The organism is Stenotrophomonas sp. YJH_SMC_82, assembly GCF_059368875.1.
In genome coordinates this window covers 243,321-266,530 of record NZ_JCAFSE010000002.1, presented here as the reverse complement: position 1 = coordinate 266,530, position 23,210 = coordinate 243,321, and the positions used below count along the sequence as shown (strand labels likewise).

The window sequence follows — 23,210 nt, the reverse complement described above, 5'->3', positions numbered from 1 at the left end:
CGGCTCAGTCGATGTAGCGCTTGAGCAGGTCGCCGTAGGCATCGATGCGGCGATCACGCAGGAACGGCCAGATGCGGCGCACGTGCTCGCTGCGCTGCAGGTCGACGTCGCACAGCAGCACGGTGGCCTCGGTGCCGGCCTCGGCCAGGAACTCGCCCTGCGGGCCGAGCACGTGGCTGTTGCCCCAGAACTGGATGCCCGACGCGCCCAGCGGCGAAGCCTCGTGGCCGACGCGGTTGCAGCTCAGCACCGGCAGGCCGTTGGCCACGGCATGGCCGCGATGGCTCAGCACCCAGGCGTCGCGCTGGCGGGTCTTCTCGTCCTGCACGTCGTCCGGATCCCAGCCGATCGCAGTCGGATACAGCAACAGCTCGGCGCCGGCCAGCGCCATCAGGCGCGCCGCTTCCGGGTACCACTGGTCCCAGCACACCAGCACGCCCAGGCGGCCCACCGAGGTATCGATCGGCATGAAGCCGATGTCGCCCGGGGTGAAGTAGAACTTCTCGTAGAAGCCCGGGTCGTCCGGGATATGCATCTTGCGGTACTTGCCGAGCAGCGTACCGTCCTTCTCGAACACCACGGCGGTGTTGTGGTACAGCCCGGCAGCGCGGCGCTCGAACAGCGAGCCGACCAGCACCACGCCATGCTGCTTCGCCAGCGCGCCAAGGCGCTCGGTGCTCGGGCCCGGAATCGGCTCGGCCAGGTCGAACTCGTCCACCGATTCGTGCTGGCAGAAGTACGGGCCGTTATGCAGTTCCTGCAGCAGCACCAGCTTGGCACCCTGCGCAGCCGCCTCGGCCACGCGTGCTTCGATCACCGCCAGGTTGGCGGCGGCATCACCGTGGTTGCGCTCCTGGATCAGGGCGACGGTAAGGGGGCTGCGCGAGTTCATGCGGGGCGTTCCTGCGGGGGAAAACCAGCATGTTAGCGCGGATGGGCGGCGACGGCGTGTCGCGCGCTGAATGGCGCAGCGGGTAGTGCCGGCCGCTGGCCGGCAATCCCGTGGATCCATCAGGCATTGCAGGGTTGCCGGCCAGCGGCCGGCACGATCGTTACGCCTTCAACAGCCCGGCCGGCAGCTGCATGGTGATGCAGTGCAGGCTGCCGTTCTGCCAGATCAGCGAGCGGCAGGGCACCTGCACGATCTCTCGGCCCGGGTGCGCCTGTGCCAGCACGTCGCGGGCCAGGTCATCGGCCGGGTCGCCATAGGCCGGCATCAGCACCGCGCCATTGACGATCAGGTAGTTGGCGTACGAGGCAGCCAGGCGACGGCCTTCGTCGATCACCGGCCGGGCCCACGGCAGCGGGAACAGGCGGTACGGCTGGCCATCCTTGGTGCGTAGCGCGGCCAGCTCATTGCCCATCGCCTGCAGTTCGGCGTAATGCGAGTCGCTCTCGTCGTCGCAGGCCTGGTAGACGATGCTGTCAGCCGAGGCGAAGCGGGCGAGGGTATCGATGTGCGCGTCGGTGTCGTCGCCTTCCAGGTAGCCGTGGTCCAGCCACAGCACGCGGTCCTGCTGCAGCCAGTCGGCCAGGTCGGCGCTCAGGCTGGCGCGGTCGCGGTCCGGGTGGCGCTCGTGCAGGCACTTCCAGGTGGTCAGCAGGGTGCCTTCACCGTCGGTCTCGATGCCGCCGCCTTCCAGCGCGAACGGAATGCTGCGGACCGGCGCATCGTTGAATACGCCGGCCTGGTCGAGCACGCCCACCAGCTGGTCATCCAGGGTGGCGTCGAACTTGCCGCCCCAGCCGGTGAAGCGGAAATCCAGCAGCTGGAAGCCGCCGTCGGCACGGCGCAGGGTGATCGGGCCGGAGTCGCGCAGCCAGGTATCGTCGTAGGCCGCCGTGGTGAAGTGGACCTTGTCCATGTCGATGCGGTTGGAGCGCAGCCGCATCTCGGCGTAGGTCTCCACATCGTCGTCGGCCACGCAGACCAGCACCGGCTGGAAGCGGGTGATGGCCGCGACCAGGGCGATGTAGGTCTCTTCCACCTGGCCCAGGCGGTCGGCCCAGTCGGTATCGGCGGTGGGCCAGGCAATCAGGACGCCGCTCTGGGCTTCCCACTCGGCAGGAAAACGAAGGGTCTGGTTCATGGTCTCGCTACACAGGCCCGCCCACGGCGGGTAATGGGATCAACGGATCGGCGGTTTCGGGCCGATTTCGTTCGGGTCCGCCTGGTTGGCCACCACGTCGATCACCTTCTGCTTCTCGAAGTAGACGGTGAACTGCGGGTACACCCAGCGGTTGATGGTCGGCCATTGCCGTTTCTGCCCGCCACGCGGCTGCAGCTGCTCGCTGGGCGCGCCGAACTGCGCCTGCACCTGCTGCATGCTCTGGCCGCGCACGGGCAGGGCACCGGCCGGCTTCTCACGGGCGCGGTCGACAAGCAGGGTATCGGCCAGTGCCGGTGTGGCGGCGGCCAGGGTGGCCATCACGGCCAGGGCGGACAGGTAACGCTTCATCTCGATCTACTCCCCAGTGGTCAAGAAAGGCGATTACAGCAAAAACGGCAGGAAAAAGCCGCATAAACAAAAAACCGCCCGAAGGCGGTTTCTTGCATCGGGTCGGCCCCGCGTAGGGCCAGCCGCAGCCGGAAGGCTGTGAGGCTTAGCGCTGACGCGCCTTGAAACGCGGGTTCGACTTGCAGATGACGAAGATCTTGCCACGACGACGCACGACCTTGCAGTCACGGTGACGGGCCTTCGCCGACTTCAGGGAGGACAGGACTTTCATGGCATACCTCGGCGTAAACAGTAGTTGTTCGGGTGGAGCGTGGCCGCGATATGCGAAAGACAATCGGCAGTTGACGCTCGTTCAAGCCCGCCATTCTACCGGGCTTTTCCTCGTGGTTTCAAGTGGTTGCACAAAAGATCCCGCTGGGGGCGTCTGGCAGGGGCTAGAATGGCCTCTTCACACGCTCTGGGACCCCCATGAATCCACTCGCTCCCGTCCTGACCATCGACGGCCCATCCGGGGCCGGCAAGGGTACCATCAGCCGCATCATCGCGCGCCGGATGGGCTGGCATTACCTGGATTCGGGCGCGCTGTACCGGGCGGTGGGCGTGGCCGCAAGCTGGGCCGACATCGATACCTCCGACGCCTCGGCGCTGGTGCGTTGCACCTTCGACACCCACGTTCAGTTTGTCGAGCAGGGCGATGCCATGCGGGTCATGGTCAACGGCACCGATGCCACCGACGAGCTGCGCCTGGAGACCACCGGTGCGCTGGCCTCGGCCATTGCCGCCATTCCCGAGGTACGCGCTGCCCTGAAGGAGCGCCAGCGCGCATTCAGGGAGCTGCCGGGCCTGGTCGCCGACGGCCGCGACATGGGCACGGTGATCTTCCCGGACGCCTCCTACAAGGTCTTCCTGACCGCCAGTGCCGAGGAGCGCGCCGAGCGCCGGCATAAGCAGTTGAAAGACAAGGGGGTTTCTGTTAACTTTGATGACCTCCTGCGCGAGATCATGGCCCGCGACGCCCGTGATGCCCAGCGTACCGTGGCGCCCCTGAAGCCGGCAGACGATGCTGTCCTCATCGACACCACAGGCATCGGCATCGATGATGTCGTTGCCAGAGTGATGGATCTGCTTCCGGTTCCGGCTGCCTGATCCGTTCGCGCGGGAGCGCTGCCAGCAGCATCGGCGGCGGTCGCGCATAGCAGTGCTGTACCAGCTCCGCCGCGCAATGATGCGTGGCGGTTTTCCTACTACACACGACCTGCGTTTCCGGGGTCGACCAACAGGCGGGCGGTCGCCATTCCCCTGAAGGGGACGCCACCGACCCATGTGTCCAACAGAGTAAATCTAATGACCGAATCATTTGCCGAACTGTTTGAAGCCAGCCAGGCCAATCTGGCCAAGCTGAAGCCGGGCGCCATCGTCAGCGGTACCGTTGTTGAAGTCCGCGGCGACGTCGTGGTGATCAACGCTGGCCTGAAGTCCGAAGGCATCGTGCCGATCGAACAGTTCCGTAACGACGCTGGCGAAATCGACGTCGCCGAAGGCGACATCGTCAAGGTCGCCCTCGACTCGATCGAGAACGGCTTCGGCGAAACCGTCCTGTCGCGCGAGAAGGCCAAGCGCGCGATGGTGTGGGACGAGCTGGAAGAAGCGTTGGAAAAGAACGAAACCATCACCGGCCGCATCAGCGGCAAGGTCAAGGGTGGTTTCACCGTGGACATCAAGGATGTCCGCGCCTTCCTGCCGGGTTCCCTGGTCGATGTGCGCCCGGTGCGCGATCCGGCCTACCTGGAAGGCAAGGAACTCGAGTTCAAGCTCATCAAGCTGGACCGCAAGCGTAACAACGTCGTGGTCTCGCGCCGCGCTGTCGTCGAAAGCGAGCACTCGGAAGAGCGCGAGCAGCTGATGGACAAGCTGCAGGAAGGCGCGATCCTGAAGGGTGTCGTCAAGAACCTGACCGATTACGGCGCGTTCGTGGACCTGGGCGGTATCGACGGCCTGCTGCACATCACCGACATGGCGTGGAAGCGCGTGCGTCACCCGTCGGAAGTCGTGAACGTCGGCGACGAGCTGGACGTCCGCGTGCTGAAGTTCGACCGCGAGCGCAACCGCGTTTCGCTGGGCCTGAAGCAGCTGGGCGAGGATCCGTGGGACAACATCGGCCGTCGTTACCCGGCCAACAGCCGCGTCTTCGGCAAGGTCTCCAACGTCACCGATTACGGTGCGTTCGTTGAGATCGAGCCGGGCGTCGAAGGCCTGGTGCACGTCTCGGAGATGGATTGGACCAACAAGAACGTCAACCCGTCCAAGGTTGTCCAGGTTGGTGATGAAGTCGAAGTGATGGTGCTGGACGTCGATGAAGAGCGTCGCCGTATCTCGCTGGGCATGAAGCAGGTTGCCGCCAATCCGTGGGAAACCTTCGCTGCCACCCACAAGAAGGGTGACAAGGTGTCGGGCCAGATCAAGTCGATCACCGACTTCGGCATCTTCATCGGCCTGGACGGCGGCATCGACGGCCTGGTCCACCTGTCCGACATCAGCTGGAACACCACCGGCGAAGACGTCGTTCGCAACTTCAAGAAGGGCGATACCCTGGACGCCGTCGTCCTGGCTGTCGATCCGGAGCGCGAGCGCATCTCCCTGGGCGTGAAGCAGCTGGAGCAGGATCCGTTCGGCCAGTACATGGCTGCCAATCCGAAGGGCTCCAAGGTTGAAGGTGTGGTGAAGGAAGTCGACGCCAAGGGCGCGATCATCGAGCTGGCTGACGGCATCGAAGGTTACGTCTCGGCCCGCGACATCGCCAACGAGCGCGTTGACGACGCCACCCAGCACCTGAAGGTCGGCGACAAGGTCGAAGCCAAGTTCGTGGGCATGGACCGCAAGGGCCGTACCCTGCAGCTGTCGATCAAGGCCAAGGACGACGCGGAAATGCGCGAAGTGCTGGAGGAATACCAGTCCTCTTCGGCTTCCAGCGGCACCACCCAGCTGGGCGCGCTGCTGCGTGCACAGCTGAACGGCAACAAGTCCGAGTAATCGGCCTTACGCTGTTCGTTGTTTCCTGGACGGCCCGGGCATTGCCCGGGCCGTTTCAGGCTGAGATGCCCCTGATGTGAGCCGGTAATGACCAAATCCGAACTGATCGAAATCCTTGCGCGCCGCCAGGCGCACCTGAAGGCCGATGATGTCGATCTGGCGGTGAAGTCGTTGCTGGAAATGATGGGCGGATCGCTGTCCGCCGGGGATCGCATCGAAATCCGTGGATTTGGCAGCTTCTCGCTGCACTATCGTCCGCCGCGCCTGGGTCGCAACCCGAAGACCGGCGAATCGGTTGCCCTGCCGGGCAAGCATGTCCCCCATTTCAAGCCGGGCAAGGAACTGCGCGAGCGGGTCAGCAGTGTACTGCCGCTGGACGCCGATCCGGCCTGAGCCTTCCGTCGCGCCACCGCGTGCGAATCCAGCCGCGAGTCGGATAAGCTACGGACTCCTGCCACTGGAGCTGTCGCATGAAGGTTTTTCGTCTGCTGGTCCTGCTGGCGGTACTCATTCTTGGGTTGATCATCGGTGCCATGAACATGGACGAGATGACCATCAACCTGCTGTTCACCCAGCTTAAGACCTCGGTCGGCGTGGCCATCATTGCCGCGTTGCTGATCGGCGTCATCGTTGGCGCTGGCCTGGTGCTGGTGAGCGTGGTCATTCCGCTCTACAGCCAGCTGCGCCGCGCCAACAAGTCCGCTGCCGCCACGCCGGCACCGGTTGCTTCCCCTCAATCTTTTGATGGACGCTGATCGAAGATGGATTTCGTCACCGAGTGGTTCTGGTTCTTCCTGTTCGTTCCGCTGGCCGCCCTGGCTGGGTGGGTGATCGGGCGGCGCGGTGGTCAACGCCACGGTGACAGCCAGGTCAGCCGCCTGTCGAGCACCTATTTCCGTGGCCTGAACTACCTGCTCAACGAGCAGCCGGACAAGGCCATCGAGCTGTTCCTGCACATCGCCGAGCTGGACAAGGAAACCTTCGAGACCCAGGTCGCGCTGGGCCACCTGTTCCGCCGCCGCGGCGAAGTCGACCGCGCCATCCGCCTGCACCAGGGCCTGGTCAACCGCCACGACCTCAGTGATGCACAGCGCGTGCAGGCCCTGCTGGCGCTGGGCGAGGATTACATGAAGTCCGGCCTGCTGGACCGTGCCGAGACCGTGTTCACCGAGCTGGCGCAGCTGGATCAGCGCGCACCGCAGGCGCTCAAGCACCTGATCGGCATCTACCAGGCCGAGCGCGACTGGGAAAAGGCGATCGACAACGCGACCCGTTTCGAGGACGTCACCGGCGAGCCGATGGGCAAGCTGATCGGACAGTTCGAATGCGAACTGGCCGAACGTTTCCGTGGCGCCGGCAAGCTGGAAGAGGCGAGGGCAGCGATCGCCCGCGCCTACCAGGCCGACGCGATGTCGGTGCGCGCCGGCATCATCGAGGGCCGGCTGGAAACCGACGCGGGCAATCCAGAGGCCGCCGTGCGCGCCTTCGAGCGCGCCGCGCGCAACGACCCCGAATACCTGCCGGAACTGCTGCCGGCACTGATGCAGAACTATCGCAGGGTCGGCGATCTGGCAGGTGCACGCGCGTTCCTGTCGGAGATGACCGAGCACTACCGCGGCATCGCCCCGGTATTGGCGCTGACCCGGTTGATGGAAGAGCAGGAAGGTGTGGCGCCGGCCCGTGCCTACCTCGGTCGCCAGCTCAAGGATCGCCCGTCGGTACGTGGCGAATCCGCGCTGATCGATCTGACCCTCGCCGAGGGAGCCGATTCCACCGCCACCCTGCATGACCTCAAGCACATCACCGACCAGCTGCTGGTGCGCAACCCGGCCTATCGCTGCACGCGCTGCGGCTTCGGTGCGCGTACCCACCACTGGCAGTGCCCGAGCTGCAAGGAGTGGGGGACGGTCAAGCCGCTGCTGAACTACGCGGTGCTCTGATCCATGCCCTGGCTTGTGATGGGCGCGCTGCTGGGGCTCGCCCTGCTCAGTGCGTTGCTGACCTGGGCTGCGCGGGGCTATGCACTGCGCCAGCAGTTGATGGACCAGCCGGGCGAGCGTCGCAGCCATAGCGTTGCCACCCCGCGCGGTGGCGGCATCGCCATCGTCATCAGCCTGCTGGTGACCGCCGGCGTGGCCATCTGGGCCTGGCCCGAAAGCACGCCGACGGTGCTGGTGGCCAGCCTTGGGCTGGTGCTGGTGGCCGGTATCGGCTGGTGGGACGACCACAAGCCCCTGCCGGCGATGCGTCGCCTGCTGGTGCATTTCATCGCCGCAGCGCTGTTGGCCGGCCTGGTCAAGGTGAATGGTGGCAGCTGGCTGTTGTCGGTGCTGGTGCTGCTGTTCACCGCGTCGCTGATCAACATCTGGAACTTCATGGACGGCATCAATGGCATCGCCGCCAGCCAGGCCGTCGTGGCGATGCTGGGGCTGGCGCCGGTGCTGCCGTGGCCCTATTCACTGGCCGCCGTGGCGCTGGGCCTGGCCTGTCTTGGATTCCTGCCGTTCAACTTCCCTCGCGCCCGGATCTTCATGGGCGATGTCGGAAGCGGTGCGCTGGGGTATGCGGTCGCAGTGGTGCTGGCGATCGCCAGCGTGCGTACCGATATCAACTGGATCCTGCTGCTGGTACCGGTTTCGCCGTTCCTCGTGGACGCGGGCTTCACACTGCTGGCGCGCATCATTTCCGGACAACGCTGGATGGAACCCCATACCCAGCATGTCTACCAGCGCGCGGTGCAGGCAGGAGCCAGTCACCCGCAGGTGACAGGGATGTACTTTGCTTTGGGTCTGTTCAGTATTACAGTGTTCAATGTCTGCTCCAATTTGCAGCCGAGGTGGGAGGCTGTCGTGGCGATCGCGTGGTTCATCGCGCTGAGCGTCCTCTGGCTCCTCCTGCGCAATGGAATGCGCCACCGACAAGGAATTACCTGAATTATGGCTTCACCCTGGCGGGACAGAATCCTCGGCCTGATGCCGCGTTCGGCCATCGTCTGCCACGACCTCTTCATGGTCTGGGCATGCTGGCAGCTGCTCCATGCAGGGCGTTACTCGATCCTGCCCAACGCCCCGGCGCTGCCCCTGTGGAACGTCGATACCACCCTGGTCCTGCTGCTGCAGGGCCTGGTGTTCTGGCGCGTGGGCCTGTACCGCGGCCTGTGGCGGTTTGCCAGCGTCAGCGACCTGCTGAACATCTTCAAGGCCAGCTTCATCGGCATGGTGGCCATCATCCTGGTGCTGATGTGGAAGCGCTTCGACGGCGTACCCATGTCGGTGCTGGTGATCTACCCGTTCGCGCTGTCGGCACTGCTCGGCGCGCCGCGCCTGCTGTACCGCGCCTGGAAGGACTACCAGGCACTGCAGTCCGATTCCAGCGCCCGCCGCGTGCTGATCCTCGGCGCCGGCCAGGCGGCCGAGACCCTGGTGCGCGACCTGCGCCGCTCCGGCAACTTCGAGCCGGTCGGCCTGCTCGACGACGCGCCGCACCTGCGTGGCGCCAAGCTGCAGGGCCTGCCGATCCTGGGTACGCTGGATGACGCGCCGACGGTGGTCCGCGAGACCGCTGCCAAGCTGCTGGTCATTGCCATGCCGTCGCTGGACGCCGCAGGCATGCAGCGCGTCGTCGCGATCTGCGAAAGCACCGGCGTGCCGTTCCGTACCGTGCCCAAGCTCAGTGACATCCTGCAGGGCCAGTCGCTGCCGGGCCAGCTGAAGGAAGTGGCGATCGAGGACCTGCTGGGGCGCAAGCCGATCATGCCGGACTGGAACCTGATCCGCGGCTGGTTGGGTGGGCGCACCGTGATGGTTACCGGCGCCGGTGGTTCGATCGGCTCGGAGCTGTGCCGCCAGTGCGCGCGGCATGGTGCCGGTCGCATCATCCTGCTGGAGATCAGCGAGCTGCTGCTGCTGACCATCGAAGGCGAGCTGCGTCGCAGCTTCCCCGATGTCGAGATCGAGGCGGTGCTGGGCGACTGCGGTGACCCAGCGGTGATCCGCCACGCGCTGTCGCTGCACCCGGTCGATACCGCTTTCCATGCGGCCGCCTACAAGCATGTACCGGTGCTGGAACGCCAGCTGCGTGAAGCAGTGCGCAACAACATCCTGGCGACCGAGAACGTCGCGCGCGCCTGCCTGGAAGCCCGCGTGGAGCATTTCGTGTTCATCTCCACCGACAAGGCGGTCGACCCGGTCAATGCGCTGGGCGCGAGCAAGCGCTACGCCGAGATGATCTGCCAGAGCCTGGACCAGAAGTCCACGCATACCCGTTTTGTCACGGTGCGCTTCGGCAACGTGCTGGCGTCGGCCGGCAGCGTGGTGCCGCTGTTCCGCGAGCAGATCCTGCGCGGTGGCCCGGTCACGGTCACCGACCCGGAAGTCAGCCGCTACTTCATGACCATTCCCGAGGCCTGCCAGCTGATCCTGCAGGCGGCCGCATCGGCGTCGCATGGTGCGATCTATACCCTCGACATGGGCGAGCCGGTGCCGATCCGCGTGCTGGCCGAACAGATGATCCGCCTGACCGGCAAGCAGCCGTACAAGGACATCCAGATCATCTATACCGGCCTGCGTCCGGGCGAGAAGCTGCACGAGACGCTGTTCTATTCGGACGAAGATTACCGCTCCACCGCGCACCCGAAGATTCTTGAAGCCGGCGTGCGTACGTTCTCGCGCGACCTGGTGCTGGGCAACGTTCCGCGCCTGCGCGAGGCGATTGCCAGCTACGACACCGCCCGCATCCAGGAAATCCTGTTTGCGACGATGCCGGAATTCTCGCCAATCGAACAGGATGCTTACATTTCATCCGCTAAAGTCGTGCCTTTTCCGGCACGTGAGGCCAACAGGCACCAATGAGCAAGCGAATTCGCAAAGCAGTTTTCCCGGTGGCAGGATTGGGGACGCGTTTTTTGCCAGCAACCAAGACTGTGCCGAAGGAGATGCTGCCGATCATTGATCGGCCGCTGATCCAGTACGCGGTGGATGAGGCGATCGAAGCCGGCTGTGACACGCTGGTGTTCATCACCAACCGCTACAAGCACGCCGTTGCCGACTATTTCGACAAGGCGTACGAGCTGGAGCAGAAGCTTGAGCGCGCTGGCAAGCAGGAGCAGCTGGAACTGATCCGGCACGTGCTCCCCAATGGTGTGCGCGCGATCTTCGTGACCCAGGCCGAGGCGCTGGGCCTCGGGCACGCGGTGCTGTGTGCCAGGTCGGTGATCGGTGACGAGCCGTTTGCCGTACTGCTGCCCGACGACCTGATCTGGAACCGCGGTGCGGGCGCGCTGAAGCAGATGGCCGACCTCAACGAAGCCAGTGGCGCCAGCGTGATCGCGGTTGAAGACGTGCCGCACGATAAGACCGCCAGTTACGGCATCGTCGCCACCGACGCGTTCGATGGCCGCAAGGGCCGTATTTCGCAGATCGTCGAGAAGCCGAAGCCGGAGGACGCGCCGAGCGACCTGGCGGTGGTGGGTCGTTACGTGCTCAGCCCGAAGATCTTCGAGCTGCTGGAACAGACCCAGACCGGTGCCGGCGGCGAGATCCAGCTGACCGATGCGATTGCCGAGCTGCTGAAGACCGAAGAAGTCGATGCCTATCGTTTCGAGGGCACCCGCTTCGACTGCGGCACGCACCTGGGTCTGGTGGAGGCGACGATCCGCTTCGCGCTGGACAACCCGAAGCTGGCTGGCCCGGCGCGGGAGAAGCTGGCGGCGATGCTGGCGGAATAAGGGTTTTATCAAGCGCTCCGTGCGGCGCCTTGATTGATACGTGGGGGAGGGGGCGGATGGCCCTCTCCAAAACACGCTAAAGCCCTTCCATGGTGCTCGATGGCGCCATCCATGGCGCCAACGGTTTTGGAGAGGGCCATCCGCCCCCTCTCGACAGTTTCCGTGTGGCGCGGACGGGAAGGGCGGAATCAAAGGCAGAAGCAAAAGCAAAAAGGCAGCCACTGGCTGCCTTTTTTCGTGGGTTGGGGTCAGATCCCTTTGCGCAGCAAAGGGATCTGACCCCAGCCTTTGACCCTGCCTTTGCTCATCCCTCCGCCGCGGGGAGGCTGGAAGGGCCGGGTTGGCAGGGCTTCCCGGGACCGTTGGCGCCATGGATGGCGCCATCGAGCCCCCATGGAAGGGTTCACGGCGTGTCCCGGGCAGCCCTGCCAACCCGACCCACGCCATGAAGCCCAACGAGGCAACGCCTTGAACCTTACAGCGCCTCGAAAATACCCGCCGCACCCATGCCGGTGCCGATGCACATCGTCACCATGCCGTACTTCTGCTGGCGACGACGCAGGCCGTGCAGCAGGGTTGCGGTACGGATCGCACCGGTCGCACCCAGCGGGTGGCCCAGGGCAATCGCGCCGCCCAGCGGGTTGACCTTGGCCGGGTCCAGGCCGCAGTCACGGATCACCGCCAGCGACTGCGCGGCGAAGGCTTCGTTGAGCTCGATCCAGTCCAGCTGGTCCTGGGTCAGGCCGGCCTGCTTCAGTGCCTTCGGGATCGCGGCGATCGGGCCGATGCCCATCACTTCCGGACGCACGCCGGCCACCGAGAAGCTGACGAAACGGGCCAGCGGGGTCAGGCCGTAATCCTTGATCGCCTGCTCCGAGGCCAGCAGCACGGCGCCGGCGCCGTCGCTCATCTGCGACGAGTTGCCGGCGGTGACGGTGCCGCCGAACTGGCCGTTGCGGAACACCGGGCGCAGCTTGGCCAGGCCTTCGGCCGAGGAATCCGGGCGGGGGCCTTCGTCGGTGTCGGCGATCTTGTTGCGGGTGATGATGCGCTGGCCGTCGGCCAGGTCCGGCAGGTGCGAGACGATCTCGTACGGGCTGATCTCGTCCTTGAACTCGCCGTTCTGGATCGCGGCCATGGCCTTCTGGTGCGAGGCCAGGGCAAAGGCATCCTGGTCTTCGCGCGAGACCTTCCACTCTTCGGCGACCTTCTCGGCGGTGATGCCCATGCCGTAGGCGATGGCAACGTGGTCGTTGTCGAACACGCTCGGCGCCATGGCGATCTTGTTGCCCATCATCGGCACCATCGACATCGACTCGGTGCCGCCGGCCAGCATCAGGTCGGCGTTGCCCAGGCGGATCGCGTCGGCGGCCTGCGCCACGGCCTGCAGGCCGGAGGAGCAGAAGCGGTTCACGGTCTGTGCGGCGATGGTGTTCGGCAGGCCGGCCAGCAGCACGCCGATGCGGGCCACGTTCATGCCCTGCTCGGCTTCCGGCATGGCGCAACCGATGATGGCGTCATCGATGCGGTTGACGTCCACGCCCGGGGCCTGGGCGACGACGCTGCGCAGCACGTGCGCAAGCATGTCGTCGGGGCGGGTGTTGCGGAACATGCCCTTGGGCGCCTTGCCAACCGGGGTACGGGTGGCGGCGACGATGTAGGCGTCCTGGATTTGCTTGGTCATTGCAGTGATCTCTTGAATTTTTTAGCCGGAGTGCCGACCAACGGTCGGCACCCACCGGAAGCAGGGATGGGCGATCAGTTACGCAGCGGCTTGCCGGTCTTCAGCATGTGCGCGATGCGGGCCTGGGTCTTTTCCTGCTGGGCCAGTTCGACGAAGTGCTTGCGCTCCAGGGTCAGCAGCCACTCTTCGTCGACCAGGGTGCCGCGGTCGACCTTGCCACCGCACAGCACGGTAGCGATGCGCTCGGCGATCTCGTAGTCGTACGGGCTGATGAAGCGGCCTTCCAGCATGTTGACCAGCATCATCTTGAAGGTGGCGATACCCACGTCACCGGCCACCTGGATGCGGCGTGCCGGCAGCGGCGGGCGGTAACCCGCTTCGGCCAGGGCGCGTGCTTCGGCCTTGGCGATGTGCAGGGCCTCGTAGCTGTTGAACACCACCTTGTCGGTGCTGCGCAGCAGGCCCAGTTCCTTGGCGTTGACCGCCGAGTTGGACACCTTCGCCATCGCCACGGTCTCGAAGGTCTTCTTCAGTTCGGCGAACACGTCGCCGCCCGGGCCCGCGGCCTGCGAGGCGCGCACGGCCAGTTCCTTCAGGCCACCACCGGCCGGCAGCAGGCCGACGCCGGCCTCGACCAGGCCGATGTAGCTTTCCAGGAAGGCCACGGTCTTGGCGCTGTGCATCTGGAACTCGCAGCCGCCACCCAGGGCCAGGCCGCGCACGGCAGCCACCACTGGCACCAGCGAGTACTTGATGCGCTGGCTGGTGCGCTGGAAGTTGGCAACCATTTCTTCGAACTGGTCGACCTTGCCGGCCTGCAGCAGGCCCAGCGCGCCGGCCAGGTCGGCACCGGCGGAGAAGGGTTCCTTCTGCTGCCAGATCACCAGGCCCTGGAAGTCCTTCTCGGCGCGGCTCACGCATTCCTGCAGGCCGTCCAGCACCTGGTCGGACACGGTGTTCATCTTGGTCTTGAAGCTGACCACGGCGATGCCATCACCGTCGTGCCACATGCGCAGGCCGTCGTTCTCGAACACGGTCTCGCCCGGCGCGAACGTCTCGCCCAGCAGCGGATCGGGGAAGCGCTGGCGCTGGTACACCGGCAGCGACGAGCGCGGCAGCTTGGCGTTGCGCGACGGGCTGTAGCTGCCTTCGGCGGCATGCACGCCGTCGCGGCCATCGAACACCCAGTCCGGCAGCGGCGCGTTGCTCATGCTCTTGCCGGCGACGATGTCATCGGCGATCCACTGCGCCACCTGCTTCCAGCCGGCGGCCTGCCAGGTCTCGAACGGGCCCAGCGACCAGCCGTAGCCCCAGCGGATGGCCAGGTCGACGTCGCGCGCGGTCTCGGCGATGTCGGCCAGGTGGTAGGCGCTGTAGTGGAACAGGTCGCGGAAGGTCGCCCACAGGAACTGCGCCTGCGGGTGCTGGCTCTCGCGCAGCTTGGCGAACTTCTCGGCCGGGTTCCTGATCTTCAGGATCTCGACCACTTCCGGCACGGCAGCGCGATCGGCCGGACGGTAGTCCTGCTTCTCCAGGTCCAGCACCACGATGTCCTTGCCGACCTTGCGGAAGATGCCGGCACCGGTCTTCTGGCCCAGCGCGCCCTTGGAAATCAGCGCGTCCAGCCACTTCGGCGACTTGAAGAATTCATGCCACGGGTCATTCGGCAGGGTGTCGCCCATGGTCTTGATGACGTGGGCCATGGTGTCCAGGCCGACCACGTCGGAGGTGCGGTAGGTGGCCGACTTCGGGCGGCCGACCAGCGGACCGGTCAGGCCGTCCACTTCATCGAAGCCCAGGCCGAACTGCTGGGTGTGGTGGATGGTGGACAGGATCGAGAACACGCCGATGCGGTTGCCGATGAAGTTCGGGGTGTCCTTGGCGTACACCACGCCCTTGCCCAGGGTGGTGACAAGGAACTCTTCCAGGCCTTCCAGCACGGCGGCGTCGGTGGTGGTGGCCGGGATCAGCTCGGCCAGGTGCATGTAGCGCGGCGGGTTGAAGAAGTGCACGCCGCAGAAGCGGTGGCGCAGCTGCTCGGGCAGCACGTCGGCCAGCTTGTTGATGCCCAGGCCCGAGGTGTTGGAGGCCAGCACCGCGTGGTCGGCCACGAACGGCGCGATCTTCTTGTACAGGTCCTGCTTCCAGTCCATGCGCTCGGCGATGGCCTCGATGATCAGGTCGCAGTCCTTCAGCTGCTCCAGGCCGGACTCGTAGTTGGCCGGAGTGATGGCTTCGGCCAGCGACTTGCTGGCCAGCGGTGCCGGGCTCAGCTTGCCCAGGTTGGCGATCGCCTTCAGCACGATGCCGTCGGCCGGACCCTCCTTGGCGGGCAGGTCGAACAGCACGGTGTCGACGCCAGCGTTGGTGAGGTGGGCAGCGATCTGGGCACCCATGACGCCGGCACCCAGCACGGCGGCGCGGCGGACTAGCAGGGAATTGGACATGGTGTAGGGCCTTTGTTGGTCAGCAGTTACTGGGTGGAATCAAAGGGAAGCGGGCAGGGCGCTGGCGCGAGCGGCGGCGCGGAACCCGGCTTCGGCGAAATGGATCAGTTCGTGGGCGGCATGGGCACGATGCGCCGCTTCAGTGACACCGGCGGGACGCTTGATCAGCCCAAAGTCGGCCATGGCATAGGTGAGCGAGCCGGCCAGGAAATCCAGGCGCCAGTACAGCTCTTCCTTGCTCAGGTCGGGTACGCACTCGCCGATGGCCTTGCCGAACGCACGCAGCACGTGGCCGTAGTGGTCGGACAGGAACTTGCGCAGGTTGTCGTTCTTCTCGGCGTAGGCGCGGGCGATCACGCGCACGAAGGCACCGCCGTTCTGGCGGTCCTGGGCCAGCGCCAATGCCGGCTCGACGAACGCGGCCAGCACCGGGCGCAGCTGCCCGGGGTGTTCGCTGCGGGCGCGTTCGAGCTGCGACAGGCGGGCGCCGGTCATCTCGTCCATGCGGCGGCGGAACACCTCGTTGACCAGGTTCTCCTTGGAGCCGAAGTGGTAGTTGACCGCTGCGATGTTGACGTCGGCCTGGCTGGTCACCTGGCGCAGCGAAGTGCCGGCGAAGCCGTGCTGTGCGAACAGCTCCTCGGCCGCGCCGAGAATGCGGTCCTTGGTCGAGAAGTGGGCGGGTTTGGCCATCGGCGGGCGGACCTTAATCAAACGATTGTTTGATACTAGGACCAGACGGTAGCGTATGGCATTTTGCAGTGCAGCAAAATCGGCCGGTCCGGTCAGATTTCACTCAGGTGGGTGAATGGGGTAGGGGTCGGATCCCCGCAGGGGCTCCGACCCCGACACTGGGCCCGGAATGGGGTCAGAGCCCCTGTGGGGATCTGACCCCTGCCATGAGGGTTTGCCGGCCGGCGACCGGCACTACCATGCCGCCGCTTTATCTTTTACAATTCGCCTACGTTTATCAGGCTAAGCCCGCGTCCCGACGCGGGTTTTTTTCATGTTACCCTTCGGGCCATCAGCGGCCCGATTCCATTGGAGACATCCCATGGCGCTGGAGCGCACCCTTTCGATCATCAAGCCGGACGCCGTTGCCAAGAACGTCATCGGCGAAATCTACGCCCGCTTCGAGAAGGCCGGCCTGAAGGTCGTGGCCGCCAAGTACAAGCAGCTGTCGCGCCGTGAAGCCGAAGGCTTCTACGCCGTGCACCGCGAGCGTCCGTTCTTCAACGCGCTGGTCGAGTTCATGATCTCCGGCCCGGTGATGATCCAGGCCCTGGAAGGCGAGAACGCCGTCCTGGCCCACCGCGACCTGCTGGGCGCCACCAACCCGAAGGAAGCCGCGCCGGGCACCATCCGCGCCGACTTCGCCGAATCCATCGATGCCAACGCCGCCCACGGCTCGGACTCGGTCGAGAATGCCGCGATTGAAATCGCCTACTTCTTCGCCGCCACCGAAGTCGTTTCGCGCTGAGAGTAATGCCGTGAACGAGGTCGTACAGTCCCCCGCCATCCAGCCGCTGCCGAAGTCGGCACCCACGGCTGGCAAGCAGAACCTGCTCGACCTCGATCGCGCGGGCCTGGAGAAGTTCTTCGTCGAGGTTCTCGGCGAAAAGAAGTTCCGTGCCCACCAGGTGATGAAGTGGATCCACCATCGCTACGTCACCGATTTCGATGAAATGACCGACCTCGGCAAGGTCCTGCGCGCCAAGCTGCAGGCCCATGCCGAGGTGCTGGTTCCGAACATCGTGTTCGACAAGCCCTCCGCCGACGGCACCCACAAGTGGCTGCTGGCGATGGGCGTGGATGGCAAGAACGCCATCGAGACCGTGTACATCCCGGACAAGACCCGCGGCACGCTGTGCGTGTCCTCGCAGGTCGGTTGCGGCCTGAACTGCACGTTCTGCTCCACCGCCACCCAGGGCTTCAACCGCAACCTGACCACCGCCGAGATCATCGGCCAGGTGTGGGTTGCCGCGCGCCACCTGGGCAACGTGCCGCACCAGATGCGCCGCCTCACCAACGTGGTGATGATGGGCATGGGCGAGCCGCTGATGAATTTCGACAACGTCGTGCGCGCCATGAGCGTGATGCGCGACGACCTGGGCTACGGCCTGGCCAACAAGCGCGTGACCCTGTCGACCTCCGGCCTGGTGCCGCAGATCGACCGCTTGTCCGCCGAGAGCGACGTCTCGCTGGCGGTGTCGCTGCATGCGCCGAACGATGCGCTGCGCGAAACCCTGGTGCCGCTCAACAAGAAGTACCCGATCGCCGAGCTGATGGCCTCGTGCGCACGCTACCTGCGCGCCAACAAGCGCCGCGAATCGGTCACCTTTGAATACACCCTGATGAAGGGCATCAACGACAAGCCCGAGCATGCCCGCGAATTGGCCCGCCTGATGCGCCAGTTCGACAACGCGGTGCAGGCCAAGGATTCGGGCAAGGTCAACCTGATTCCCTTCAATCCGTTCCCGGGCACCCGCTACGAGCGTTCGGAAGAAGCGCACATCCGCGCCTTCCAGAAGATCCTGCTCGACAGCAACGTGCTGACCATGGTCCGCCGCACCCGTGGCGACGACATCGACGCCGCCTGTGGCCAGCTCAAGGGCCAGGTGATGGACCGCACCCGCCGCCAGGCGGAGTTCAACAAGACGCTGCAGGCGGGGAAGGGGAGCGATGCCGCGGCCTGACCGCCTCTGGCTGGCGCTTCTCGCAGGCGTGCTGGCCGTTGCGGTCGGCGGCTGCAAATCCCATCCCAAGGCCAAGCTCGGTCCGAGCCAGGCGCCGGTCTATTCGGTGGGTGACCCGGAAAGCGTGCGGCGCGAAGTGCGCTGGCGCGACCTGTTGACGCTGGCGACCCGCGACATGCAGGTCGGCAATCTCGATGCCGCCGAGCGCAAGGTGCGCGAAGCACTGAAGCTGGCGCCCGAGGCGCCCGATGCGCTGGTGCTCCAAGCCGGCATCGATGACCGTCGTGGCCGCACCCGCCAAGCCGGTGAGAACTTCCGCAAGGCCGCCGAACTGGCGCCGCAGCGCGGCGACGTGCTCAACAATTACGGTGCCTGGCTGTGCCAGCAGGGCCAGCCGGCCGAATCGCTGGTCTGGTTCGACCGCGCGTTGCAGGCGCCGGGTTATGCCACCCCGGGAGAAGCCCAGGCCAATGCCGGCAGCTGCGCACTGGACGCGGGCCAGCTTGAACGCGCCGAACGCGACCTGCGTGCGGCGCTCGTGGCGGCCCCGGCCAACCCGGTCGCGCTGGAGTCGATGGCCCAGCTGAGCTACCGCCAGGGCCGCTACATGGAGGCCCGGGCCTTCGCCGAACGTAGGATTGCGGCTGCACCCGCAACGCGTTCCGTGTTACAACTTGCGTCTCAAATCGAAGTGAAGCTGGGCGATCGGGCGGCATCTGATCGTTATCTGCAGCGGATTCGACAGGAATTTCCGCAGGACGCGGGCTCCTAACTCCAGGGTTGATGCATTGTGATTGATGACCAGACTGTGAGCGCTCTCGAGACTGCGGCCGGCTGCGGCACCCGCCTGCGCCAGGCCCGCGAAGCGGCCGGACTGACCCTCGAAGATGTCGGCTCGCGCCTGCGCATGCCGGTCCAGGTGGTCAAGTCGCTGGAAGAGGAACAATGGCAGAAGCTGGGGGCGCCGGTGTTCGTGCGTGGCCAGCTGCGCAGCTATGCGCGCCTGCTCGACGTGGATGTCGGCCAGCTGCTGGAACAGGCCCAGGTCGGCCCGGTGGTTCCGCCCACCCTGGTCAGCCATACCCATACCCCGCGTGCGCGCCGCATCGCCGAGAACCTCGGCCGGCGCGTGCTGTATGTCGGCATCACCGCCGTGCTGGCGGTGCCGGTGTGGTTCGCCACCCGTGGCCACTTCGACGGCAGCGCGACCCCGTCGCCGAGCACCGCCTCGCTGGATGTGATCCCGGCCGCCGTGCCGGTTACCCCGTCCACGGCCGGTGCCGAGGCTGTCGCGCCGGCCGAAGCGGCCACCGCCCCGGCCAGCAAGCCGGCGGCCACCCCGTACGTGGCCTCGCTGGCCCCGGTGCCGCGCCCGGCGCCGGCTCCGGCGGCTGCCGGCAACGCGCTGGAAATGCAGTTCAGCGGCGACAGCTGGGTCGACATCGGGGGTCCGGACGGCAGCACCGTCGAGAAGGCGCTGATCAGGTCCGGCGAGACCCGCAGCTTCACGCCGGGCCAGGTGACCCGGGTGACCCTGGGCAACGCCTCGGCGGTCCAGGTTCAGCAGAACGGCGCTATCGTCGATCTGACCCCCTACCAGCGAGCCAACGTGGCACGCTTTCAGGTATCCTCTGAAGGCTCCGTGGTCCCGGTTTCGCACTGAGGCGCGGTTTCACCACCTTCGATAATCCCAATGGTCCCTCCCGACGGGCGGGGCGAGAGTACGCATGGCGATCGACGATCTGCTCGACGAGCACGAACAAAGTGAACGCGTCCGCAGCTGGCTGCGGAAGAATGGCGCCAGCATCCTCGGTGGCGTAGTCATCGCCATCGGTGCCATTGCTGGCTGGCAGTGGTACCAGAAGGATCAGGGCGGCAAGCTGGCCTCGGCCAATGTCGAGTACCAGAAGGCCCTGCAGGGCCTGCAGCAGAACAAGCTTGACGACGCTGCCAAGGCGGTCAAGGCGCTCGAAGCCGGCCCGTCCAGCATCTACGGCGACCTCGCGGCGCTGCAGCTGGCCAAGGCCCAGGTCGACGCCGGCAAGAATGAAGAGGCACTGGCGACCCTGCGCAATGTGAAGGTCGAAGGTGACCTGCAGCGCGTGGTCGACCAGCGTGTGGCCCGCCTGCTGGTGGCCACCGGCAAGAGCGACGAGGCCATCAAGCTGCTGGGCAGCGCGACCGACAGCAGCAGCCTGGAAATCCATGGCGATGCGCTGATGGCGCAGGGCAAGCGTGATGAGGCCCGTGCACAGTACGAGAAGGCGCTGAAGACGCTGGACGTGGCAGCGCCGCAGCGGCGCCTGCTGGAAACCAAGGTTATGGACGCCGGCGGCACCGTCGCCGCCCCTGCGGAGTCGGTTTGATGAGTCAGAAGGTCATGATCACCCGCGTCGCCACCGTGCTCCTGATGGGCATGGCCCTGACCGGCTGCAGCACCATGAAGGGCTGGTTCGCCGGCAAGGACGCGGCCGCGAAGAAGGCACAGGAACCGGCTGAGCTGGTCAAGTTCGAGCCGACCCTGAAGGTCAGCAAGGCCTGGTCGGTCAACCTCGGCAAGGGCGAGCGCCGCATCGGCGTGCGCCAGGGCCCGGCGGTCGCCAACGGCCACGTGTTTGCTGCCGCGATCACCGGTGGCGTGCACGCCATCGACCTGCAGACCGGCAAGAAGGTCTGGACCTGGGAGCCGAAGAAGGAAAAGAAGAAGGCGAAGCTGCGCCTGTCCGGCGGCCCGGGTGTCGGTGAGAACCTGGTCGTGATCGGCACGCTGGATGGCCAGGTCATCGCGCTGGATATCAACGATGGCAGCGAGAAGTGGCGCGCCCGTGTTCCGGGTGAAGTCATCGCCGCGCCGGCCGTTGCCCAGGGCATGGTCTACGTGCGCAGCAACGACGGCCGCGTTACCGGCTTCGATGCCGGCAACGGCACGCAGAAGTGGTTCAACCCGAGCGAGCTGCCGGCGCTGACCGTGCGTGGCAACGCGCCGGTGGTGACCGGCCCGGGCGTGCTGTTCATCGGCAAGGACGAGGGCGCGGTTGCGGCCCTGGCCCAGCAGGACGGCCGCACGCTGTGGGAGCAGAACCTCGGCAACGGCGAAGGCCGCACCGAGCTGGAGCGCATGGCCGACGTCGACGGCGCTCCGGTGCTGGAGGGCAACACCCTCTACGTGAGCAGCTTCAAGAACCAGACCATGGCCATCGAAGGCCCGACCGGTCGCCCGCTGTGGGCGCGCGACCATGGCGGTGCCGGTGGCGTGGCGGTGTCGTCGGGCAATGTGTTCGTCACCGACAACAAGGGCGGCGTGTTCGGCCTGGACAAGGCCAGCGGCGCGGCCATGTGGTCGCAGACCGCGCTGGCCCGTCGTTCGCTGACCGGCCCGGCGCTGCACGGCGACTACGTGGTGGTCGGCGACTACAAGGGATACGTGCACTGGTTGCAGGCGTCCGATGGTGCGATGGCGGCACGGGCAAAAAGTGGCGGCGACGCCCTGCTGGCCCAGCCGGTCGTCGCAGACGGGGTGCTGCTGGTGCAGAACGTTGATGGCAAGCTGACCGCCTTCCGGTTGGCAAATTAAAAATTGGAGTAATCGCGATGCTGCCTTTGGTCGCCCTGGTTGGACGGCCGAATGTCGGCAAGTCGACTATTTTCAATGCGCTTACCCGCACCCGTGACGCGCTGGTCCATGACCAGCCCGGCGTCACCCGCGACCGCAACTACGGTGTCTGCCGGCTGGACGAGGACAATCATTTCCTCGTCGTCGACACCGGCGGTATCGCGGAAGAGGAAGAGGGTCTGGCAGGGGCTACCACCCGCCAGGCCCGCGCCGCTGCGGCGGAAGCCGACCTGATCCTGTTCGTGGTCGACGCCCGTGAGGGTACCTCGGCGATGGACGACGAGATCCTGGCCTGGCTGCGTAAGCTGTCGCGCCCGACGCTGCTGCTGATCAACAAGATCGACGGCACCGACGAGGACACCGTGCGTTCGGAGTTCGCCCGTTACGGCTTCGGCGAGATGCTGACCGTGTCGGCCGCGCATCGCCAGGGCCTGGACGACCTGCTGGACGAAGTGATCCAGCGCCTGCCGGAAGAAGGCAGCGGCGAAGAGCTGGACAACGATCCGAACCGCATCCGCATCGCCTTCGTCGGCCGCCCGAACGTGGGCAAGTCGACCCTGGTCAACCGCATCCTCGGCGAGGAGCGCATGATCGCCTCCGACGTGCCGGGCACCACCCGCGACTCGATCGCGGTGGACCTGGAGCGTGATGGCCGCGAGTACCGCCTGATCGATACCGCCGGCCTGCGCCGTCGGTCGCGCGTGGACGAGGTCGTCGAGAAGTTCTCGGTGGTCAAGACCATGCAGTCGATCGAGCAGTGCCAGGTGGCCGTGCTGATGCTCGACGCCACCGAAGGCGTGACCGACCAGGACGCCACCGTGCTCGGTGCCGTGCTCGACGCCGGCCGCGCACTGGTGATCGCCATCAACAAGTGGGATGGCCTGACCGAGTACCAGCGTGAGCAGGCCGAAACCATGCTGTCGCTGAAGCTGGGCTTCGTGCCGTGGGCCGAGTCGGTGCGCATCTCGGCCAAGCATGGTTCGGGCCTGCGTGAGCTGTTCCGCGCGGTGCACCGCGCGCACGAATCGGCGAACAAGACCTTCACCACCAGCGAAGTGAACAAGGCGCTGGAAGTGGCCTACGAGACCAACCCGCCGCCGACCATCCGCGGCCACGTCTCCAAGCTGCGCTACGTGCACCCGGCCGGTTCCAACCCGCCGACCTTCATCGTGCACGGCACCCGCCTGAAGGAGCTGCAGGAGTCGTACAAGCGCTACCTGGAGAACTTCTTCCGCAAGCGCTTCAAGCTGATAGGCACGCCGGTGAGCTTCATCTTCCGCGAGGGTACCAACCCGTACGAGGGCAAGAAGAACGTCCTCACCGAGCGGCAGGTCAAGGCCAAGCGGCGCTTGATGAAGCACGTCAAGGGCAAGTGATTCACGAGAAGGCGGCCGCAGGGCCGCCTTTTTCGTTGCGGAGAATGGGGTCAGATCCCATTTCCTCCGGAAAAGGGATCTGACCCCGGGTGCAGGGCGGGCGCTACCGCAGGCCTGCGGTGGACCCGTAGAGCCGAGCATAGGCTCGGCTCTACAGATGCTGGTCAAGGCGGCCTGCCG

The 23,210-nt window shown here is 65.9% G+C and carries 22 protein-coding genes; 15 read left to right on the top strand and 7 right to left on the bottom strand.

Features of this window, described 5'->3' with window-relative positions; translation table 11 throughout:
• Positions 1 to 4 precede the first annotated feature (4 nt).
• The 4 genes from AC5P53_RS08860 to ykgO all read right to left on the bottom strand — a co-directional run bounded on the left by AC5P53_RS08860 (position 5) and on the right by ykgO (position 2,730).
• Positions 5 to 892 (bottom strand): carbon-nitrogen hydrolase, encoded by an 888-nt coding sequence (locus AC5P53_RS08860; protein WP_241886705.1) that lies wholly within the window; start codon positions 890 to 892, stop codon positions 5 to 7.
• Between the two features lie 160 nt (positions 893 to 1,052).
• Positions 1,053 to 2,090 carry an agmatine deiminase family protein gene (locus tag AC5P53_RS08855; RefSeq protein WP_241886706.1) on the bottom strand — a complete coding sequence of 346 codons (1,038 nt, stop codon included), beginning with the start codon at positions 2,088 to 2,090 and terminating at the stop codon, positions 1,053 to 1,055.
• A gap of 39 nt (positions 2,091 to 2,129) precedes the next feature.
• Positions 2,130 to 2,429: a hypothetical protein gene (locus AC5P53_RS08850; protein ID WP_227837998.1), complete on the bottom strand. Its 300-nt coding sequence runs from the start codon at positions 2,427 to 2,429 to the stop codon at positions 2,130 to 2,132.
• A 175-nt stretch (positions 2,430 to 2,604) separates the two neighbouring features.
• Positions 2,605 to 2,730 (bottom strand): type B 50S ribosomal protein L36, encoded by a 126-nt coding sequence (ykgO, locus tag AC5P53_RS08845; protein ID WP_005409283.1) that lies wholly within the window; start codon positions 2,728 to 2,730, stop codon positions 2,605 to 2,607.
• A 197-nt stretch (positions 2,731 to 2,927) separates the two neighbouring features.
• On the opposite strand from ykgO, the gene cmk reads away from it, so the two are divergent.
• The 8 genes from cmk to galU all read left to right on the top strand — a co-directional run bounded on the left by cmk (position 2,928) and on the right by galU (position 11,214).
• Positions 2,928 to 3,605: a (d)CMP kinase gene (gene cmk / locus AC5P53_RS08840; protein ID WP_014036894.1), complete on the top strand. Its 678-nt coding sequence runs from the start codon at positions 2,928 to 2,930 to the stop codon at positions 3,603 to 3,605.
• Positions 3,606 to 3,803: 198 nt separating this feature from the next.
• Positions 3,804 to 5,489, top strand: coding sequence for a 30S ribosomal protein S1 (gene rpsA, locus AC5P53_RS08835; protein WP_005416230.1), 1,686 nt, complete (start codon positions 3,804 to 3,806; stop codon positions 5,487 to 5,489).
• An 87-nt stretch (positions 5,490 to 5,576) separates the two neighbouring features.
• Positions 5,577 to 5,882, top strand: a complete 306-nt coding sequence (locus AC5P53_RS08830; protein ID WP_005409286.1) for an integration host factor subunit beta — start codon at positions 5,577 to 5,579, stop codon at positions 5,880 to 5,882.
• A 77-nt stretch (positions 5,883 to 5,959) separates the two neighbouring features.
• Positions 5,960 to 6,244 carry a LapA family protein gene (locus AC5P53_RS08825; RefSeq protein WP_014646849.1) on the top strand — a complete coding sequence of 95 codons (285 nt, stop codon included), beginning with the start codon at positions 5,960 to 5,962 and terminating at the stop codon, positions 6,242 to 6,244.
• Between the two features lie 6 nt (positions 6,245 to 6,250).
• Positions 6,251 to 7,429: a lipopolysaccharide assembly protein LapB gene (lapB, locus tag AC5P53_RS08820; RefSeq protein WP_014646850.1), complete on the top strand. Its 1,179-nt coding sequence runs from the start codon at positions 6,251 to 6,253 to the stop codon at positions 7,427 to 7,429.
• A gap of 3 nt (positions 7,430 to 7,432) precedes the next feature.
• Positions 7,433 to 8,422, top strand: a complete 990-nt coding sequence (locus AC5P53_RS08815; protein ID WP_134808768.1) for an MraY family glycosyltransferase — start codon at positions 7,433 to 7,435, stop codon at positions 8,420 to 8,422.
• 3 nt (positions 8,423 to 8,425) lie between these two features.
• Positions 8,426 to 10,339, top strand: coding sequence for a polysaccharide biosynthesis protein (locus tag AC5P53_RS08810; RefSeq protein ID WP_014646852.1), 1,914 nt, complete (start codon positions 8,426 to 8,428; stop codon positions 10,337 to 10,339).
• Positions 10,336 to 11,214, top strand: coding sequence for a UTP--glucose-1-phosphate uridylyltransferase GalU (gene galU, locus AC5P53_RS08805; RefSeq protein WP_032960751.1), 879 nt, complete (start codon positions 10,336 to 10,338; stop codon positions 11,212 to 11,214). The genes AC5P53_RS08810 and galU overlap by 4 nt, the downstream gene beginning before the upstream one ends.
• Positions 11,215 to 11,689: 475 nt before the next feature.
• Here galU and AC5P53_RS08800 read toward each other — a convergent pair whose 3' ends face one another.
• The 3 genes from AC5P53_RS08800 to AC5P53_RS08790 form a co-directional block, all read right to left on the bottom strand.
• Positions 11,690 to 12,898, bottom strand: coding sequence for an acetyl-CoA C-acyltransferase (locus tag AC5P53_RS08800; protein WP_019661304.1), 1,209 nt, complete (start codon positions 12,896 to 12,898; stop codon positions 11,690 to 11,692).
• A gap of 74 nt (positions 12,899 to 12,972) precedes the next feature.
• Entirely contained in the window at positions 12,973 to 15,345 is a 2,373-nt protein-coding gene (locus AC5P53_RS08795) for a 3-hydroxyacyl-CoA dehydrogenase/enoyl-CoA hydratase family protein (RefSeq protein WP_111206125.1), read from the bottom strand.
• A 39-nt stretch (positions 15,346 to 15,384) separates the two neighbouring features.
• Complete coding sequence (locus AC5P53_RS08790) at positions 15,385 to 16,038, bottom strand: TetR/AcrR family transcriptional regulator (protein WP_014646856.1); 654 nt, start codon at positions 16,036 to 16,038, stop codon at positions 15,385 to 15,387.
• A 361-nt stretch (positions 16,039 to 16,399) separates the two neighbouring features.
• On the opposite strand from AC5P53_RS08790, the gene ndk reads away from it, so the two are divergent.
• The 7 genes from ndk to der all read left to right on the top strand — a co-directional run bounded on the left by ndk (position 16,400) and on the right by der (position 23,030).
• Positions 16,400 to 16,825, top strand: a complete 426-nt coding sequence (gene ndk / locus AC5P53_RS08785; protein WP_005409295.1) for a nucleoside-diphosphate kinase — start codon at positions 16,400 to 16,402, stop codon at positions 16,823 to 16,825.
• A gap of 10 nt (positions 16,826 to 16,835) precedes the next feature.
• Positions 16,836 to 18,041 carry a dual-specificity RNA methyltransferase RlmN gene (gene rlmN / locus AC5P53_RS08780; protein ID WP_005409296.1) on the top strand — a complete coding sequence of 402 codons (1,206 nt, stop codon included), beginning with the start codon at positions 16,836 to 16,838 and terminating at the stop codon, positions 18,039 to 18,041.
• Complete coding sequence (pilW, locus tag AC5P53_RS08775; RefSeq protein WP_041863329.1) at positions 18,028 to 18,813, top strand: type IV pilus biogenesis/stability protein PilW; 786 nt, start codon at positions 18,028 to 18,030, stop codon at positions 18,811 to 18,813. The genes rlmN and pilW overlap by 14 nt, the downstream gene beginning before the upstream one ends.
• 18 nt (positions 18,814 to 18,831) lie before the next feature.
• Positions 18,832 to 19,704: a RodZ domain-containing protein gene (locus tag AC5P53_RS08770; protein WP_032960759.1), complete on the top strand. Its 873-nt coding sequence runs from the start codon at positions 18,832 to 18,834 to the stop codon at positions 19,702 to 19,704.
• Between the two features lie 64 nt (positions 19,705 to 19,768).
• Positions 19,769 to 20,407, top strand: a complete 639-nt coding sequence (locus tag AC5P53_RS08765; protein ID WP_014646859.1) for a YfgM family protein — start codon at positions 19,769 to 19,771, stop codon at positions 20,405 to 20,407.
• Positions 20,407 to 21,615 carry an outer membrane protein assembly factor BamB gene (gene bamB / locus AC5P53_RS08760; RefSeq protein WP_014036904.1) on the top strand — a complete coding sequence of 403 codons (1,209 nt, stop codon included), beginning with the start codon at positions 20,407 to 20,409 and terminating at the stop codon, positions 21,613 to 21,615. The genes AC5P53_RS08765 and bamB overlap by 1 nt, the downstream gene beginning before the upstream one ends.
• A gap of 17 nt (positions 21,616 to 21,632) precedes the next feature.
• The gene (gene der / locus AC5P53_RS08755) at positions 21,633 to 23,030 is read left to right on the top strand and encodes a ribosome biogenesis GTPase Der (protein WP_014646861.1); all 1,398 of its coding nucleotides are present in this window, start codon (positions 21,633 to 21,635) and stop codon (positions 23,028 to 23,030) included.
• Positions 23,031 to 23,210 lie beyond the last annotated feature (180 nt).

Excerpts from the sequence above, each read along its gene's own strand:
- AC5P53_RS08860 (WP_241886705.1), bottom strand. The coding sequence starts at position 892 with ATGAACTCGCGCAGCCCCCTTACCGTCGCCCTGATCCAGGAGCGCAAC.
- AC5P53_RS08855 (WP_241886706.1), bottom strand. The coding sequence starts at position 2,090 with ATGAACCAGACCCTTCGTTTTCCTGCCGAGTGGGAAGCCCAGAGCGGC.
- AC5P53_RS08850 (WP_227837998.1), bottom strand. The coding sequence starts at position 2,429 with ATGGCCACCCTGGCCGCCGCCACACCGGCACTGGCCGATACCCTGCTT.
- ykgO (WP_005409283.1), bottom strand. The coding sequence starts at position 2,730 with ATGAAAGTCCTGTCCTCCCTGAAGTCGGCGAAGGCCCGTCACCGTGAC.
- cmk (WP_014036894.1), top strand. The coding sequence starts at position 2,928 with ATGAATCCACTCGCTCCCGTCCTGACCATCGACGGCCCATCCGGGGCC.
- rpsA (WP_005416230.1), top strand. The coding sequence starts at position 3,804 with ATGACCGAATCATTTGCCGAACTGTTTGAAGCCAGCCAGGCCAATCTG.
- AC5P53_RS08830 (WP_005409286.1), top strand. The coding sequence starts at position 5,577 with ATGACCAAATCCGAACTGATCGAAATCCTTGCGCGCCGCCAGGCGCAC.
- AC5P53_RS08825 (WP_014646849.1), top strand. The coding sequence starts at position 5,960 with ATGAAGGTTTTTCGTCTGCTGGTCCTGCTGGCGGTACTCATTCTTGGG.
- lapB (WP_014646850.1), top strand. The coding sequence starts at position 6,251 with ATGGATTTCGTCACCGAGTGGTTCTGGTTCTTCCTGTTCGTTCCGCTG.
- AC5P53_RS08815 (WP_134808768.1), top strand. The coding sequence starts at position 7,433 with ATGCCCTGGCTTGTGATGGGCGCGCTGCTGGGGCTCGCCCTGCTCAGT.
- AC5P53_RS08810 (WP_014646852.1), top strand. The coding sequence starts at position 8,426 with ATGGCTTCACCCTGGCGGGACAGAATCCTCGGCCTGATGCCGCGTTCG.
- galU (WP_032960751.1), top strand. The coding sequence starts at position 10,336 with ATGAGCAAGCGAATTCGCAAAGCAGTTTTCCCGGTGGCAGGATTGGGG.
- AC5P53_RS08800 (WP_019661304.1), bottom strand. The coding sequence starts at position 12,898 with ATGACCAAGCAAATCCAGGACGCCTACATCGTCGCCGCCACCCGTACC.
- AC5P53_RS08795 (WP_111206125.1), bottom strand. The coding sequence starts at position 15,345 with ATGTCCAATTCCCTGCTAGTCCGCCGCGCCGCCGTGCTGGGTGCCGGC.
- AC5P53_RS08790 (WP_014646856.1), bottom strand. The coding sequence starts at position 16,038 with ATGGCCAAACCCGCCCACTTCTCGACCAAGGACCGCATTCTCGGCGCG.
- ndk (WP_005409295.1), top strand. The coding sequence starts at position 16,400 with ATGGCGCTGGAGCGCACCCTTTCGATCATCAAGCCGGACGCCGTTGCC.
- pilW (WP_041863329.1), top strand. The coding sequence starts at position 18,028 with ATGCCGCGGCCTGACCGCCTCTGGCTGGCGCTTCTCGCAGGCGTGCTG.
- AC5P53_RS08765 (WP_014646859.1), top strand. The coding sequence starts at position 19,769 with ATGGCGATCGACGATCTGCTCGACGAGCACGAACAAAGTGAACGCGTC.
- bamB (WP_014036904.1), top strand. The coding sequence starts at position 20,407 with ATGAGTCAGAAGGTCATGATCACCCGCGTCGCCACCGTGCTCCTGATG.
- der (WP_014646861.1), top strand. The coding sequence starts at position 21,633 with ATGCTGCCTTTGGTCGCCCTGGTTGGACGGCCGAATGTCGGCAAGTCG.